Raw genomic sequence first — 15,985 nt, 5'->3', positions numbered from 1 at the left:
CCACCACATTGGGAACAATTGCACTATGGCATCCAAGTTGAATCACCGCGAAAATACCCGTAAACGCCACTATCGACTGCGGCGGCGTCTGGAAGGCTGTTCTGAGCGCCCGCGTTTAGCCGTCTATCGCAGCGGCAAACACATTTACGCTCAATTAATCGATGATGCAGCGGGCCAAACCCTTGCCGCAGCCAGTACGTTGGATAAGGATCTGCGCGCGCAACTAAAGTCCGGCGCAAATGTAGACGCCGCCAAAGCGGTCGGCGCGCTCATTGCCAGCCGTGGCAAAGCCAAAGGGGTCGAGGCAGTCGTCTTTGATCGCGGCGGTAACCTGTATCACGGGCGCGTTGCGGCGTTGGCCACAGCGGCCCGCGAAGGCGGACTGCTTTTCTAAGCCTGAATTTTTCGTAAAAATAATTTCTTAACAGGCCTTCTCTTCCCCGAGAGAGGGCCTTTTCGGCAAAATAAAAACATTCGGCGAATTTATTGCTTGGATTTCAACCGTGTCTTTCTTATGCTATCGAGCGGCGAACGGTTTATTTTCGATCCATCGTAACGCGCACGGGAAGCGCGACAGCAAAACGGTTCGCATAATCGCGCGGCGACGAGCTAAAGTGTCGCCGAGAGCGGCTGCTTGGCCGTTCAATCAGAAAGGAGACGTGGGAAATGAAATCATATTCGTTCAAGCGCTTGGCATTGAGTGTGTGCCTCTCCCTCGGGCTCGCGGCGGCTTGGGGGGTGATCATTGGGCCGTGTCAGGCTCAGACATTGACAAGCGTCGAGGATCTCAAAGACGCAGACTCATCGCACTGGGCATACGATGCGCTTAAAACGCTGGTTGAGCAGTACGGCGTCCTACAGGGCGATGCGCAACAGCTCTTTAACGGCGATCACGCCCCTACCCGCTGGGAGATGGCAACGGCCTTGCGCCGTCTAAGCCAGCAAATGGGTCGATCGCTGGCAAAAGTCGGCGCAGAAAAAGCCGCCAGCGCCGATCTACAAACCCTTGCGCGATTACAGGAAGAATTCAGGCAGGAGCTGAACGCCTGTTCGAGCCGCACAAACGCATTGTCAACGAGACTAGGAGAGATGGAAGCGCGCGATACGGAAGAAGACGCGCGTCTAAGATGGATTGAAAAAACGGCTATTCATGGCGATTTTACGTTTGGCGGCCTGTCGAATATGGGCGGCGGCGGCGTGAGCGGGCGTAAAATCGGAGGAATCAAGGATTCCCTTGAGGTCATCGGTCGCTTACGATTGACGGTCGACGTTCCGGTAGTTTCAGACGCGGGCGAGAGTTCCCATCTCGGCGCAGGCGTCTTATCGACGCGCGTGATTGCAGGTTATGGCCCGTATGCCAATAATCAGACGAATCAGGTCGCGCGGGGAGCCGACTACCCCTTTAACTTCTACTCGCGCGTGGCGGCCGACACAAGCCCGCGTTCAGACGGCCTCGGCGTGGGGGGAGCCAACCCCCTGTTGGGCGATGGCATCAACGTGCGAAGCAACGTGTATCTGGAAAGCGCCTTCTATAAGCAACATTTCAAACCGGGTCTCCCTCTTCTGAGTGACTGGACAATGGGAATCGCGCCCGCAAGCGATCCCAAGCGCCAGACGTCCGGCGATCTGTATCTGGGGCTGGTCCGCTGGTGGGATTTATTCGACCTCAGCCCGTACCGGGGCAACGAGTTGACGCAGTTTGAAAACATGGCCTTTATAAATATTCCAGGCATCGCGGTGAATATCGTCCAACCGATGGCCGCTTACCAGTGGCACCAAGGCCTGGGAAAACGGACGAGTCTGGATCTGACCGCTGCGCTGGGCAGCAATGTGGTTGACGATCTCATGGCAGGCCTTAACCTCACCTACGAAGCGCGGCTCAATTATACGACCGCTTTTTTAGGGGAGCGATTCACCAAACCGGGCTCCGCCTACGTCGGCGCTTATCATTTATGGAAAGCGGGCGGCACCGATCCGTTGAGGTCTGTTCTGGAGACGGTTCCCAATCGCAGCGGGGGCGCCTACCGCGGGTATCCCGGCGACACGGCCAGCCATTCGCTGTATATGGGTTGGAATCAGGAATGGTTGCGCGGCATTGGGACCAATGTCGGCTATCTGCTCAATAACAGCAGCCCTCAAACAGTTGCCAATACAACGCTTCAGCCTGGGCCGGGAGCTGTATTAGCCAGCGCCCGCCAATCGCTTTCCGCCGTGATTACCGCCCCGCTATCCGCGTTTGGGGCCAGCGATGCGCGCGGTCGCGATGCCGTGGGCGTCGGCTACGCCTTTAGCGATTTGCACGAAGGCGGCCTGCAGGGCTCGCGCTTCTCTGACGGGTGGGAACATGTGATGGAAGCGTTCTATCGCTATCAGATAAACGACGCAGTTTCGCTGATTCCTAACTGGCAACTAATCCTGAATCGGCTCGGCTTGCGCAGTAATAATCCTGTCACGGTCCTGGGCGTCCGGGTTGATTGTACGTTTTAGCGGCCGGTCGGCGTCGCGTTAGTCTTCATCTGCGCCGTGATAGTACATTCGCACGCCGGAAGAACTCACGCCGGTGAGGGCGTTCACCTGACGCGACAATTGATTCACATCGATTTCTGCGCCGGTCATATCGAGGACGTACGTATAGGTGGAAGGTCCTTCCGGCGCGCTGGCAGTTTTGATCTCCAGCACGCGTGAGCCGAAACGCTTATCAAGCCAGGTTTGAACATCCTGGCTATTCATGGGATTGGCAGTAATCAACAGCCGCAAACGATTAAACTGACGCTGACGCTTGCCGCTCAAACGCAGACCCACCTTCCCCAAGCCAAACAGAACAGCCAGCGCGACAACCGTAACAATGGCCGACAGCGCATAATGACCGCTTCCCGCCAACATTCCGACGCTGGCGATCATCCACAGACTCGCCGCTGTGGTCAGTCCCCGCACCGTTGCGCCATGGCGCAATACCGCGCCGCCGCCGATAAAGCCGATACCGGTCACGATTTGCGCAGAGATACGCGTCGGATCCTGGGTCAGACGCAAGTCAGCGCCATAAGTCGACGCTTGCGCAAGCAAAGCCGGCCCCAAAGAAACGCTTGAAATCGACAGAATCGTAAACACAGCCGAGCCCATACACACCAGAATATGGGTGCGCAGTCCGGCAGGATGCCGACTGAGTTCGCGCTCTAGGCCGACAATACCGCCCAGCAGCACGGAGAGCAGAATGCGGATCAAGGCGTCAGTGGCGGCCAAATCCATTGTTAGCGCGTCTCGGAATGGCTGAAATACCCCTCAGCAAGTCGCTGAATGCTTTGCGACAAAAACTTGTTATGCTCCAGAAGCAGTTGGGTCTGATCACGATCTCTCGCAACAGGAGAAGCAGACGCTTCGCGTCGACGCGCAGAACCAGAGCCAACTTGCGAGGCAGCGCGCGCGCGCTGAGCGACTTCGCGAAAAGGCTTGGACATAGGCATGGCGTCCCGCGCAGCGGTCTTAGAAGGAAAAGCCATTGCGGGCGGCTCCACCAGTTCGCGCGCTTCGACATGGAGCGGCGGGCGGGTCTTGATGCCAGCCATGGCCATTTTCATACGCGCCATGGCATTTTGACGCTCTAATACGATTAAATCCCGGGCGACATGGGCCAAAAAAGGATCTTCTTCAATCTCGTCCATATGCTCGGTTTCAAGGGCCTCTTCTGCGCGACGGCTACTTTCTACGAGATCCCGATCATTTTTGAGCGCCTGACTATCTCGCGCGCTGAAAAATCCGGTGACGGCTTCTGGGAACAGTTCGCCCAAAGGATCATCGCCCTCTTGTGCTGGCGGCGGCGGCAGAGGAGCCGAATCTTCTACCACACGGGGAGGGCAAAGGCGGCTTGCAAGACGAGAGATTGGAGCAGTCGGAGAATCAACATCGGTCAAGACAGCCGAGATCGGCTCAGCCGCAGGCGGATAAAGCCGCGTTTTAGAGCCGTAGGGCTTCAGCGCGCCATCGGGCAAACTGGGTGTCGCAGAGAGGTTCTCAGCGGCAAGCGAAATTTCGTTGCGACGGCGATCGCTCAGGACCCGAGAGAGCCGCACCGCCGCCTGCTCTGTCGTTGTCGACAGCAGACGTCCCAGATTCCCCCAGAATCCGTCGCCATGTGATTCACATTGCGGCAAATAAGCCTGATAACCCACGGGATTTCGTCTCATCCGTTGAAAGTTCCTACCGCTTGGCGCGTCAGGTCTCTCTTTATCCTGAGGAAACGGCGATTGCGCCCTGAAACCGACGGGTTCTTTTCGACGCATTGTGCGTAAAACGAATCCGTAGCTTTATGATAAGGCCGCGACTGCCATCGGTCACCCGCCAGACAGGGGATTTTAGCGCTGTTCCAGCGTAAGCGCCGCTCTCTGCCCTTCATTGTATTACGGATTTTGCGATTCTGTCTATGAAAGCGGCATTTACGACAGCGCATTGTCTCATTTACCGTAAACTCCTCCAGCCAAGGGAAGCGCCGCAGGCAGCAAACTGGCTACGATGCCAACAGGTTGACGCGAAGAGAGAAAGCCCGTTTTTTAACGCAGAAAATGCGACAAAGAACGGGACAGAGCAAGAGTTAGAGAGCAGAGGAGCGGCGCACTTCAGCTATGGCGCGACGAAAAAAGCCGACCTCTCCCAGCAGTGAGCAGGCGCAATCGCAGACGACGCCGTTCTGCGATATCGATCTAAACAGATGGCGCGATTACCCAGAGATCGAAACGGATTCGTTATGGCTGTTTTCGGGACGCGAGCGTTCCAATGGCCATCAACTCGACTATCACGGCAATTGCGTGCCGCAAATTCTCACCCAGTTGCTGACGCGCTTTACTCGACGCGAAGAGATTGTGCTGGATTTGTTTCTTGGGTCAGGCACCTCGGCAATTGAGGCGGCCAACCTGGGCCGTCGCGCCGTAGGCGTGGAATTAAAAGCAGATCTGGCCCAGTATGTGCGCGATAAACTCGCCGAACAGGGCAAGGCGCAGGCAACGCAAATTCTGCAAGGCGACAGCTCGCATCCGTGGACCGGCAAGTCCATTGACCATGCGCTCGCGGCGCTCGGCGAGCGCGAAGCGCAGTTTTTGTTTCTGCATCCGCCTTACGCCGATATTATCCGTTTCTCCGATCTGCCGCAGGATTTATCCAACGCCGATGGGGCCAGCGCCTTTATCGAGCAATTTGCGCGCGTGGCGCGGCTGGGCTTTGAGAAACTCGCCGCCGGACGCTTCGCCGGGCTGGTGATTGGCGACAAGTACGAAAACGGGCGGCTTATCCCGCTCGGATTCGACTGTATGCAGGCCATGATCGAAGCAGGTTTTATCTGCAAGTCGATCATTGTTAAAAATATCACCGGCAATGAACGGGGCAAGGGCCGCACCGGAAACCTGTGGCGTTACCGCGCACTTAAAGGCGGATTTTATATTTTTCGGCACGAGTACGTCATGCTTTTTCAGAAGCCGTCTTGCGCCAAGAGCGCGCGTCAACGCAAGAAAGCGTCCATGCCTCCAGAAGAAGACTCGCGCGCCGAGACGAGATAGCGCGGCGCAAACGGTTTACAATCGGCAATGATAGGTCATCTCAGCGCCTTGAGCGGCGTTTAGTGGAATGGGTTCTTGGCTTCTCACGGATTTAGCCAATTCTCTTCCAACGTCATCAGGGTTCTTTTTGAATGAACATCCGGGCCGAATGGCCTATCACCCCGAAGACGCCTATCTCTGTGAGCGTCTCCCAGCCTCGCGTGGCCTTTGGCGGCGAGACGCTGCTGGCGCGCGCGGGCCAGCGCGTGGCAAACCCGCTGTTGCGAGTCTTTAATCAGATTGACGCATCGTATCTGGTGGGATTCGTGGCGATGGATGTCGTCGGGCTCTGGATTGAGCGCATTTTTACGGGCCTCGTCGCCGGACGCTATCGCTATGACGCGAAAGCAGATCCCCAGAACCGGGATTTATCACCCTGGCGCATCCATTTGAAGTCAGCGCGTAAAAATCTGCAAGGCCTCAACTGGACCAATATGTGGGAAGAGCTCAAACGAGAAGCCCTCACCGCGCCAGGATGTTTAGGGCTCCCATCGCTGGCCTTCGCATGGGCTCGCTGGAAGCGCCGGACGCAGGCGAATGAATTGGGCTATACGTCTTTAAAGACGCTCACCCATTCTTTTTCGGAGAAATTGGGCGCGCTGAAGGGGCCGCTCACGCCGCAAGCGTTTCAGTCTCACTTAAAAACAGCCCTCAGCGAGCTTTTTCCGGACGCCGCCATGCGCGCCACAGCGCTGGATACTGGCTGCGAGCCGCTGGCGCGTGCCTATGGGCTCATTGCAGGCATCGATAATACGTCTGCCGCCCATACTTACGGCGACTTTATCGACCAGTGGGCGGAGCGCTTCTCGCAGAGGGCCAGCGAGGGCCTCTCCAGTCCAGAACCGTTGTCGCGACAGGATTTTAAACGCGTCTCCCAAGCCCTGGTTACTTTGAATGACGATCTCAAAACCGCCTTATTGGAGCATTATAATCGTCTACATGGCGATGACGTCCACGCGTTGAATCGCGGCGACGTTGTCACGCGTCTGTGGGAAAACCCTGCATCGGCGCAAGGGCCTGCTATCGAAACCCTTCAACGACGTCCGTTGGCCAAACTCTTAAATGACCTGACGCTGTATAAAGACGCGCTGCAAGAAGCGTTTCGCGTCCATCAGACGCAGCCCCAAGGCGTTTTCGCGCAGGCGTTGCGCGCGACAGAGCGCCGTATTCTGCGCAGCAAGTTCGCTTTTGCCATGATTGGGACCGGTCTGGGGTCCGCCTGGCTGCTGATGCTGCCACATTTCGTCCAAAAGAGCGCCCGTTACCCAGCCACACGATTATATTTACAACGCACCCCACAGAAAGCAGACGCGCCCACCCCTTCTCCCACGTCCTCCGTGGCGTCTATGAGCCAGAGCCCGTCGCCGCTCTCGCCTGCGGCGAGCGTATTGCCTCAGGCCGCAAACAAAACGGCGTCTCAGATATGGCCTCCGCGGTCGGCATTATGGCCGCAGACAGCCTCGTGGATACCGCCCGCATTGCCTCTACCCCCCGGCAGAGTCGCGCCATGGCAGCCGGTCGCGTCGATGCCGGGCTATGCGCCGCCTGCGTGGCCGCAAACCATAACGAATCCGGGATGGGGAGGGCGATCGGCATGACGTCCCTTCGCACTGAGGCCGCCACAATCCCCCCGACGGCGCGTCGCGTAGAGTCGGCCGCAGACTGGTTATTCAGCGCGCCTCAACGCGCCAACGCCTTTGTCGCGCGCGCCGCGTCCGGGCCGTCTGCCGGCGCCGTGGATCGCTTCGTGAGGCGCCCCGCCGTTCACGCCGCCGGTTGGCTTCGAAAGACGTTTCTCGCCTACGATTATCAGGACCATTTAACCGTTCGGTGGAACGGCAAGAGCATGAAAATCGCACAGCCTCCCATCGGCGCGTTTGCGGTGATGATTCTGTTTTTCACCACAGTGCCGCGCTTTGTTAAAGCGCTTCAACGCGCAGAAAACGGGGATCGTAGCGAATTTTGGGACGTGTTTCGTCGTGACAGTCTGACACTGGGAACAATTCTCTTTGCCCTCGACCCGCTCCGGCTTGCGCTCACCAAGTGGGCACAATCGAAGGCGGGCATTCGTCTGGTGGACACAAAAAATGCCATTATGAACAGCCCTCAAACGGCGCTGGCCTACGATATCACCTCTCCGCGCACGCTGGCAGCCTTCTTGCGGACGCCCGGCAACACCCCGCAAGCGCTTCAAAAGGCGCTCCAGCATGCGGTCGCGCGATGGGAACATTTCTCTGGCAATGGAGATGGACTCTCCCAGCCTCTTAAATCGCTGAGCCATACGATCGAGGCGCTCATTCAGGCCCACGCCGCCGGAGACGCGCAACGGGTAGACATCCTCTCCGAAAAAGCCTTCCATGCCATTCGCAACCTGGATAACGGCTGGCGTCAGCAAACGTGCGAGAAATTATCGGGGAAAGCGCGACAGGCGTTTGAAACCAAAGCCCCTGCCATGCGTAGCCTCCTGTCCCGCCATGCGGATTTACGTCGCCTGCCCGTCAGCGTCGGCAGCTTTGCGCTGGTATGCCTGGGGATCGGCTGGTTTCCGGTTGAATTTAACCGGCAATGGAACAAGCGACGGTTTGCCAGCGGGTCGCACCCGCCCCACGCCATTCGTATAGCGCCGTCTTGGGAGCCCAGCCAGAGCGGCGGGCTCAGACGCAGCGCATTTCTGAATCAGGCTTTCAGCGGGTCCTGAGGCCTGTTTATCGACGCGCTTTTAAAGTGGGGAACGCGATCACATCGCGAATATTGGGAGAATCGGTCAGAATCATCACTACGCGATCGATGCCAACGCCCAGCCCGCCGGTAGGCGGCAAACCGAATTCGAGGGCGGTCAGGTAATCCTCATCGAGATGTTGGGCCTCCGCGTCGCCGGCCTCGCGCTGAGCGACCTGCGCCTCAAAACGGCGGCGCTGATCGAGGGGGTCGTTTAACTCGGAAAACGCGTTGGCGACCTCCCAGCCATTAATCCGTGTTTCAAAGCGCTCGACCAGACGGGCGTCATCGCGATGCTCTTTGGCCAGCGGCGATATCTCGCGCGGGTAATCGGTAATATGAATGGGCTGAATAAGCGAGGCCTCGACCTTTTCTTCAAACACGCGCTCAAGAACTGCGCCCCAAGCGTCATTTTCCTCTACATGAACGCCCAGACGACGGGCCGCGTCGCGGGCCTGCGCATCGTCGCCAATGGCCATAAAATCGACGTCAGTAGCCTCGATCACGCAGGCGGCCATGGACTTGCGCGGCCATGGCGGCGTCAGATCAATCTCTTTGCCAGAGAACGTCACGCGCATGGTTCCCAGCGCCGATTGGGCGGCATGAGCAATCAGGTCCTCGGTCAGAGTCATCATGTCATGGTAATCGGCATAGGCCTCATACAATTCCAGCATGGTGAATTCAGGATTATGACGCGGCGAAATGCCCTCATTGCGGAAGTTTCGATTTAACTCAAAAATCTTCTCGCACAAGCCGCCAACCATCAGTCGTTTAAGATACAGTTCGGGAGCAATGCGCAGGTACAGGTCCATATCCAGCGCATGGTGATGCGTCGTAAAGGGCCGAGCCGACGCGCCGCCCGGAATGGCTTGCAACATCGGCGTTTCCACTTCCAGAAACCCGCGATCGTCTAAAAACCGCCGAATGCTGGCAATAATTCGACTGCGCGCCGTCAGTGTCCGCCGGGTGGCGGTGTTCATGGTGAGATCCAGATAGCGTTGACGGTAACGCGTTTCGACATCGGTGAGCCCATGGAATTTTTCCGGTAAGGGACGCAGCGATTTACTTAACAGCGTCAAATTCTGAACCTTCAGCGACAGTTCGCCGCGCGGGGTTCGGCGAATCACGCCGCGCGCGCCCACCCAGTCGCCGATATCCAGTCGCTTGAGCCACGCCGCCTGCTCGGCGGGCAGGTACTCTTTATGGCAAAACAGTTGGAATTTGCCGCTGTCATCCTGAACATCCAGGAACATGCCGCTATTGCGAATCGCCATAATGCGACCAGCGACCTGAGCCGTTTCAGCGGTTTCTTCGCCGGCGGGGAGCTGTGCATAGCGCGCATGCAACTCGGCATGGGCATGTGTTTTGTCGAAGTGGTAAGGATAAGGGTTAACGCCGTCGGCGCGCCATTGGGCCAGAGCGTCAATGCGCTGTTGGCGGATGTGAGCAAGCGTCGAGGAGTCGGCATCTGGAACAGAGGGCGTATGAGACATCGCGAAGAAGTCCTTCCATTTTTAAGAAAAATCAGGTTCAGAAAATCAGAAAGAGGGCTGCTGAATCCCAACGCAGGGGGAACGCGCTGACGAGAAAAAACGTCCTTATCTTATCATTTGAGATTTTGTTATTCGCGATTTTATTATTCACGGTTCTCTTCAGCGATTTTGACGCGCGCGGTCGTGTAAATAGAGGAGGCTCATCCAGAAACCTGTTTTCAGGACCGACACCCTAACGAGCGTCCCACAAGAGCCGGAGATTTGCACATGAGCTGGAAATGCGCGCATCCTGCAACATCAAGGATCATAGGGTCCATTGCCGCCTTTTTCTTCGCCTACGGCGCTTCCGGCGCGTTCTCTCCTGTCGCTGCCCAAGAGCCCGCCGTGACGCTGTCGTCTCTGGAAGCGCCCATTGTCGCGCGCGTACAGACGCCGCTGCATTTGGAGGGCATTAAGGTCGGCGATCCGTTTACCGCGCAAGTCCCGCAGGATTTATTCTATCAAACCGGCCTGATTCCCGCCGGATCGTATCTGGTCGGCGAAGTGGAACGCGCGCGCGCCTCGCGTCACTTCGGACGTCCAGGGTATTTTCAGATTCGATTCAATGCCGTCACGTATCCAGACGGCGAAACGTTCGTCCTCGCCCAAAACACGTCGACCGGCAAAGGCGCGCGCGAAAAGAAATCTGCGTTGATGCAGCGGCGCTTTTATCACCCGAAAGCCAAACGGGCCGGAGGTATTCTTAAAAACAACCTGGCCTCTTCCAGTGTCGGAATGGCGACCACCATCACCCTGACCGCGCTGGGGACCATGGCATTTCCGTATGCTCTGGGCGCTCGCGTAGCGGCAGGGGCCGTTTATGAAGGCTTCTGGGGCGACAAATCTCGCAGTCCGGGCAAACGGGTTCTGGTCGGCGGATTTCGCGGCACCGGCGTTCCAGGCGCGTATCAGTTTTTGCGCAAGCAGCCATCACCTGCTTTTGAACTCAATGATCCGATCGCGATTCGCTTGCCCAGCAATCAATCGCAAACCCTGTTTTCACATCGACGTAATCCAGATGTCGATTGGCGCAATGCGGGATTCTGCGCGCTCGACTGGTCACAGCCAGCCTCTTTGCAAACCTACGCCGCGCTGGCCAAGCAACTCAGCAAGCCGCCGGCAGAAGACGCCCGTGTTTTGACGGAAGCCCCAAGCCTTGACGCAACGACGCCCGAATTGACGACGATACAAACGACGGTAGACGCGCAGACAGGACCATCCTCGACTCAGCCAACGCCTTCCCTGTCTGTGGCGACGCCCGAAGAAAATCCGGTTAATCCGACGCCTTAGAGGCGCTGATAATCGTCTTCGTAGCGAACGATATCGTCTTCTGAAAACGCGTCGCCAAGCTGCACTTCGATGATTTCCACTTCCTCCGCACCCGGATTGGCCAGGCGGTGACGCTCGCCACGCGGAATATGGATGTATTCGCCGGGCATGGCTTGTCGAATGACAGTTCCCACTGTGACCAACGGCGCGCCGCGCACAACCGTCCAATGTTCTTCGCGATATTGATGGGTTTGCAAACTCAGTCGATGCCCCGGATCCACCACCAGCGACTTAACCTTATAGTTTGGTTCGTCCGCCAGCACGACAAATCGCCCCCACGGGCGATACTCGGCGTTTTGAGGCGAAGAAGAAGCATCCATGGCCGTTATTATAGGGCAAAGGACGACTCTGGCGAATGCCCCCGTTTCTGAGTCCCTGCTCAGGCCGACAAATGGCGCTGAGGCGATGCCTGCGCCAGATAGTCGGAGAATAGCGCCGATCGTCGAATCCCGGTTTGGGCAAGCCCTCCGAAACCTTGAGAAGGGGCCACAGCGCCCGCAACCTGCTGCGCGCGCCCCAGAGTCGACGTCGACGACGCGGGCTGGGCAGCGCCATTGATCAGCTTGTCAATAAAGCGCGCCGCTTCTTTTGAGTGATCAATACTGAAGCGCTCCAGCCAGAAACCTGCCAGACCAATCGACAGCGCAGCGCCGACCGTCGTGGGAAACCACTTGTAGAAGGTTTGCAATTTGGTTTTGAAGGGCGCTCCAGGCGTCTGCCGCGAGAAAAAGTTGACCAGCCGCAAGGCCGTGGCGCCAAACGGCTTGTTCTCAAGCGCCTCGGGCGAAGCAAAATGCTCGAAAGACTGAGTCGCAAAGTGAATCAACCCCGACTTCGCTTGTCGCTTTTGCAGGGAGCCCCTCCACCAATCTACTGCATCAGCGACCATTTGGTGGCGAACCAGGCGACTATGGCGAGGCGGCGCCTCAGGCAGCTGGAAGAATCGGCGCACGCCTTTCTTGATCATCAACTCGAACATGCGAAAGCCGCCAAACCCTAGAGACCAGCCCAAGGACTCACGAATGGTCGTGCGAATGAATTCCATACGCCGGTAGGCCTCATCCGGCGTACCTTTGGCTTTCTGAGCCGAGTTATAGGCGACGATAATCCGCGCAATCACCTGAATCAGAATGCCGATGACCGCGATATTGGATTTCAAACCGCCGTTATCCTGCGTCAGGCGTCGTCCATAGTCTCCAGCTGAAACAGCCAGATTTCGACCCAACAGGGGGAGACGCTTCAGGCGCGAGGCGGCTGGAGCGGCAGTCGAGATGGCGGGAGCGGCGGCGGCGATATCCATGGCGGCTAAAACCGGAACGTCCGGCGGCCTTCCGACAAGTTGGAAGACGAGTAAATCGCATCGCGCGTCTGCGCCGCAAACGGGCTGCTTTCGCGCACGACCTGCTGCGGCTGGTTGCTGATGCCCATTAACCGAAGAAGAAACGGCGAACAGTATTTGGCATAGATATGATCGTTAAACCATTGCACTCCAAACCCGCCATAGAAGGCGATCACAGAAACCGCCAAGGCAATATTGACGGCAGCCCCTTTGCGCAAGCGCACGCTGATGTTTTCAACCGCAGGCCGCAGCACCTGGGCCAGCGGGGTTTTAGCTTCCAGATCAATGCCCGCCTTGGCTAACGCTTCCTGAATCCGCTTGGGGCTGACGCGATCGTTTTCGTTCATGACCCGATAGAGCAATTGCTTTCGCGTTTCCCCCAACGCCTTCCAGATGGTCTGATTTACGGTTTTCAGGGTTTCCGCATTCACGCCGGGAGCGTCTTGCGGCGTCAGATGCAACTTGACGCGTCCTTGAAACCAGTTGCTGAACAGATCCATTACCGTATGCGAGCCGACAATAAAGCTCAACGTCGCGGGGAACTCCACAAAGACGCGCTCAACGCGCGCGGCTTCCTTGTCTACGGCAGTATAGTTTGGATTATGGTTGGCTTGCGGGCGGTTCTGATAAACCCGCGCTGCCGACATGCCCATGCGCGTGATGAAACCGGCTGTCATCAAATACGCCAAACGCGTCGCGCTGGTAGGAGCCAGCATAGAGGTAAACGGAAAGGCGCCAGCCAAGGTCAATCGATGCATCCCCTTTCTATTTGTAGGCAAGAGAGCAAAAGACAGAGAAAACGAAAGAGACCGGACAAAGACGAAGAATAAGAGGAAAGAGAATCGAGGAAGGGCAGAAAGAATAAGGCGGAAACAGGGTAAAAAAAGGCGGAGAAGTGGGACAAAATCGCTCGACGTGAGGGACTCGCGCGCCCTCTTCCCGCACGGCGAGAAGCGCAGGCCTTGCATTCACGCGTTGGCCCGTTGCGGGACGCTCACCCCATAAAACCCGCTCAAGCGCTTTTTTTGCCATAGAAGCGCACTTGGGTTACAAAATCGTTATGCCATCCGCTTACGAACGCGCGCAAGCGGCCACACGGAGGAAATCGCCCGGTGAGATTCTTTAAAAACCCAAAAATCCAGATGATTGCCGCTTTTCTCGGGATCGTCATCGCGGTTGGGATCGTCTCAGGGGTCGCCGCGCAGCGCCCGCCGCACAATCGGCTTACGCAGGAAGCCCCGTCCACAAGCTGCCTGAACACGGAGCGCCACTTTCCTCAAGGGACGTTCTATTATTGGCGAATCGCACGCAACGGCCCATGGGTTGTTCGACCCGTGTTCGCTTCGGGCGATCGGCTTCAGCGGCTGGAGGCGTTTGTGGCGCACTCACGCGCTCGCGCCGCCATTAACGGCGGTTATTTCGATCCAGCCAATGGGCAAACCACGTCTTTTGTTCTTGAAGAAGGGCAGCCATGGCAAGACCCGCGCAATAATAAACGGCTCACGGACAATCCCGCGCTGAAGCCTTACCTGCCCAGTATCTTTAATCGCTCGGAATTTCGGCTCTACGCCTGCGCAACAGGCCGACGCTACGATATTGCGTTTCATGACGCGCCTGCGCCCGAAGGTTGTACCCTACAAGCCGCTCTAGGCGCAGGCCCTCAACTCGCGCCCGATAACACGGCGCAAGCCGAAGCATTCATCGCATTTGACGCCGCCGGCAAGCGTACGCGCGATCCTTTGGGCGTTGATCGTCCCAACGCGCGCAGCCTGATCGGCATCACGCCGCAAGGCGACGTAATTCTGGGGCTGTTCACGCAAAGCCCCCAACCCGCCGCCTCGCGCGGATTTACCCTGACCCAGGCCAGCGCCCTGATGCAAGAAGCGGGCGCCGAGCGCGTCATGGCCCTGGATGGCGGCGGGTCCAGCGCGGCGTATTATGACGGTCGCTATTACTACGGCAAGCTGAATGCGAAAGGGCAAGTCGAAAAACGCGCATTGAAATCCATCCTGGCTGTCGTTTCGCCTGACAACGCGCTCGCATCGCCCGCGCAAGCGCGATAAGCCGCCTGTAAAACGGGCCGTTTACAGAGCCTTTCCTTTTAAATCCGCTTTCCATACAATACGCAGCAATGCGGGGTAACGTCGTTCCCGCCGTAAAGGCTCCCTCCAAAACGGATAGAAAACGCCATGCCGCTGTTTCGCAATCCCCGAGTGACGCTGCTCATTGTGATGGCGCTATTGATCGCCGCCGTCCTGGTCATTGTCAAAAAACCGCCAACGCTGGGGCTCGATTTGTCCGGCGGCACGCGTTTGACGCTGGAGGCGCAACCGGCCAAGCCGGGAGAACCCATCACCCCGCGTTCAATGGAAGCGCTGTATAAGATTATTCAGATGCGCGTCGACAAGATGGGCGTTGCGGAAACTATCGTGCAGCGAGCTGGCGAACGCCGCCTGATTGTGGAAATCCCCGGCGAAAAAGACCCCGAGAAAGCCAAGGCGCGCATCGGAAAAACCGGCCTGCTGGAGTTTCGCCGTCAAGGCAAAGGGGCAGACGGCTCAACGACCTGGGTAAGCACAGGCGTGTCGGGCCGGGATCTGGAAAGCGCCGATGTCGCCCCGGATGATCGACACGGCGGCTGGGCGGTAGCCTTCAAATTAAATGAGGGGGCCGCAACAAAGCTCCGTAAGCTCACGGAAGAACTGGTCGTTCATCACGAGCCGATGGCGATTTTCTTTGACAACGAATTGATTTCATCGCCAGAAGTGCAGGAGGTGATTCCCACTGGCTCCGGGCAAATTACCGGAACTTTCACCTACGAAAAAGCCAAAGAGATGGTCGACGTGCTCAATGCCGGGGCCTTGCCTCTGGATATTGAGTTCATTGAAGAAAGTTCTGTCGGCCCCTTGCTGGGCGAAGCGTCCATCCACCAAAGCATGATCGCCGGGTTGATTGGACTTGCGCTGGTGCTGGTTTTTATGATCGGTTACTACCGCATGCAAGGGCTGGTGGCCTCAATGGCCCTGATTGTCTATACCCTGCTAACCTATGCCGCTTATACGCTCTTGGGCGTGACATTCACGCTGGCGGGCATCGCGGGCTTTATTCTGAGTATCGGGATGGCGGTCGACGCCAATATCCTGATCTTTGAACGCGTGAAAGAAGAAATCAAGCTAGGCCGCACGTTGGGCAAGGCCATTGAAGCGGGCTTCGATCGCGCGTTTCCGTCTATTTTTGACAGTAACACCACCACGCTCATTACCTGCGCCTTGCTCTGGGCGCTCGGCACGGGCTCAGTCAAAGGCTTTGCCATTACGCTGGCCATTGGGGTGGCGATTAGTATGTTTTCTGCCATCACCGTCAGCCGGACGCTGTTGCACTTGATTCTGGGCGACAACTCCGCCATTAACCCGTTTCTGTTCGGCCTGAAGCCGAGCGAGGTGCCGGCCCCGCGCGGAGCCGCCTCCAAAACGTCCGCTTCTTAA

14 protein-coding genes are annotated in these 15,985 nt (G+C 57.5%); 8 read left to right on the top strand and 6 right to left on the bottom strand.

Annotated elements, in window-relative coordinates; all coding sequences use genetic code 11:
• Positions 1–25 precede the first annotated feature (25 nt).
• Both IPK79_08555 and IPK79_08550 read left to right on the top strand, forming a co-directional pair.
• Complete coding sequence (locus IPK79_08555) at positions 26–394, top strand: 50S ribosomal protein L18 (GenBank protein MBK8190485.1); 369 nt, start codon at positions 26–28, stop codon at positions 392–394.
• A 272-nt stretch (positions 395–666) separates the two neighbouring features.
• Positions 667–2,487 carry a carbohydrate porin gene (locus IPK79_08550; protein ID MBK8190484.1) on the top strand — a complete coding sequence of 607 codons (1,821 nt, stop codon included), beginning with the start codon at positions 667–669 and terminating at the stop codon, positions 2,485–2,487.
• Positions 2,488–2,505: 18 nt separating this feature from the next.
• On the opposite strand, the gene IPK79_08545 is transcribed toward IPK79_08550, so the two are convergent.
• Entirely contained in the window at positions 2,506–3,246 is a 741-nt protein-coding gene (locus IPK79_08545; GenBank protein ID MBK8190483.1) for an MgtC/SapB family protein, read from the bottom strand.
• Between the two features lie 2 nt (positions 3,247–3,248).
• On the bottom strand, positions 3,249–4,181 hold the full coding sequence (locus tag IPK79_08540) for a hypothetical protein (protein ID MBK8190482.1): 933 nt from the start codon (positions 4,179–4,181) through the stop codon (positions 3,249–3,251).
• A gap of 435 nt (positions 4,182–4,616) precedes the next feature.
• On the opposite strand from IPK79_08540, the gene IPK79_08535 reads away from it, so the two are divergent.
• From IPK79_08535 to IPK79_08525, 3 genes are all read left to right on the top strand, one after another.
• Entirely contained in the window at positions 4,617–5,543 is a 927-nt protein-coding gene (locus IPK79_08535) for an RsmD family RNA methyltransferase (GenBank protein MBK8190481.1), read from the top strand.
• Between the two features lie 179 nt (positions 5,544–5,722).
• Entirely contained in the window at positions 5,723–7,180 is a 1,458-nt protein-coding gene (locus tag IPK79_08530) for a hypothetical protein (protein MBK8190480.1), read from the top strand.
• Positions 7,177–8,280 carry a hypothetical protein gene (locus tag IPK79_08525; GenBank protein MBK8190479.1) on the top strand — a complete coding sequence of 368 codons (1,104 nt, stop codon included), beginning with the start codon at positions 7,177–7,179 and terminating at the stop codon, positions 8,278–8,280. Before IPK79_08530 ends, IPK79_08525 begins: the two co-directional genes overlap by 4 nt.
• Positions 8,281–8,287: 7 nt before the next feature.
• Here IPK79_08525 and lysS read toward each other — a convergent pair whose 3' ends face one another.
• Positions 8,288–9,793, bottom strand: a complete 1,506-nt coding sequence (gene lysS, locus IPK79_08520) for a lysine--tRNA ligase (GenBank protein MBK8190478.1) — start codon at positions 9,791–9,793, stop codon at positions 8,288–8,290.
• A 267-nt stretch (positions 9,794–10,060) separates the two neighbouring features.
• Here lysS and IPK79_08515 point away from each other — a divergent pair, with 267 nt between their 5' ends.
• Positions 10,061–11,122, top strand: a complete 1,062-nt coding sequence (locus IPK79_08515; protein ID MBK8190477.1) for a hypothetical protein — start codon at positions 10,061–10,063, stop codon at positions 11,120–11,122.
• Here IPK79_08515 and IPK79_08510 read toward each other — a convergent pair.
• From IPK79_08510 to IPK79_08500, 3 genes are read right to left on the bottom strand one after another with little or no spacing between them, the layout of a single operon-like run.
• On the bottom strand, positions 11,119–11,481 hold the full coding sequence (locus tag IPK79_08510) for a phosphomannose isomerase type II C-terminal cupin domain (GenBank protein MBK8190476.1): 363 nt from the start codon (positions 11,479–11,481) through the stop codon (positions 11,119–11,121). The two genes, IPK79_08515 and IPK79_08510, sit on opposite strands and share 4 nt — an antisense overlap.
• A 59-nt stretch (positions 11,482–11,540) precedes the next feature.
• A complete protein-coding gene (locus IPK79_08505) occupies positions 11,541–12,461 on the bottom strand; it encodes a hypothetical protein (GenBank protein ID MBK8190475.1) in 921 nt (306 codons plus the stop codon).
• A gap of 5 nt (positions 12,462–12,466) precedes the next feature.
• On the bottom strand, positions 12,467–13,249 hold the full coding sequence (locus tag IPK79_08500) for a hypothetical protein (GenBank protein MBK8190474.1): 783 nt from the start codon (positions 13,247–13,249) through the stop codon (positions 12,467–12,469).
• 363 nt (positions 13,250–13,612) lie between these two features.
• Between IPK79_08500 and IPK79_08495 the strand changes: the two genes are divergently transcribed.
• Together IPK79_08495 and secD are read left to right on the top strand one after the other, a co-directional pair.
• A complete protein-coding gene (locus IPK79_08495; GenBank protein MBK8190473.1) occupies positions 13,613–14,563 on the top strand; it encodes a phosphodiester glycosidase family protein in 951 nt (316 codons plus the stop codon).
• Between the two features lie 126 nt (positions 14,564–14,689).
• Complete coding sequence (gene secD, locus IPK79_08490; protein ID MBK8190472.1) at positions 14,690–15,985, top strand: protein translocase subunit SecD; 1,296 nt, start codon at positions 14,690–14,692, stop codon at positions 15,983–15,985.

It is taken from the genome of Vampirovibrionales bacterium, from assembly GCA_016712355.1.
Classification (GTDB): Bacteria; Cyanobacteriota; Vampirovibrionia; order Vampirovibrionales; family Vampirovibrionaceae; genus JADJRF01.
Note: the sequence above shows the minus strand (reverse complement) of the source record. Positions and strands in the feature narration are given on the sequence as shown.

Excerpts from the sequence above, each read along its gene's own strand:
- secD (MBK8190472.1), top strand. The coding sequence starts at position 14,690 with ATGCCGCTGTTTCGCAATCCCCGAGTGACGCTGCTCATTGTGATGGCG.
- IPK79_08550 (MBK8190484.1), top strand. The coding sequence starts at position 667 with ATGAAATCATATTCGTTCAAGCGCTTGGCATTGAGTGTGTGCCTCTCC.
- IPK79_08515 (MBK8190477.1), top strand. The coding sequence starts at position 10,061 with ATGAGCTGGAAATGCGCGCATCCTGCAACATCAAGGATCATAGGGTCC.
- IPK79_08525 (MBK8190479.1), top strand. The coding sequence starts at position 7,177 with ATGACGTCCCTTCGCACTGAGGCCGCCACAATCCCCCCGACGGCGCGT.
- IPK79_08540 (MBK8190482.1), bottom strand. The coding sequence starts at position 4,181 with ATGAGACGAAATCCCGTGGGTTATCAGGCTTATTTGCCGCAATGTGAA.
- IPK79_08510 (MBK8190476.1), bottom strand. The coding sequence starts at position 11,481 with ATGGATGCTTCTTCTTCGCCTCAAAACGCCGAGTATCGCCCGTGGGGG.
- lysS (MBK8190478.1), bottom strand. The coding sequence starts at position 9,793 with ATGTCTCATACGCCCTCTGTTCCAGATGCCGACTCCTCGACGCTTGCT.
- IPK79_08505 (MBK8190475.1), bottom strand. The coding sequence starts at position 12,461 with ATGGATATCGCCGCCGCCGCTCCCGCCATCTCGACTGCCGCTCCAGCC.
- IPK79_08545 (MBK8190483.1), bottom strand. The coding sequence starts at position 3,246 with ATGGATTTGGCCGCCACTGACGCCTTGATCCGCATTCTGCTCTCCGTG.
- IPK79_08555 (MBK8190485.1), top strand. The coding sequence starts at position 26 with ATGGCATCCAAGTTGAATCACCGCGAAAATACCCGTAAACGCCACTAT.
- IPK79_08535 (MBK8190481.1), top strand. The coding sequence starts at position 4,617 with ATGGCGCGACGAAAAAAGCCGACCTCTCCCAGCAGTGAGCAGGCGCAA.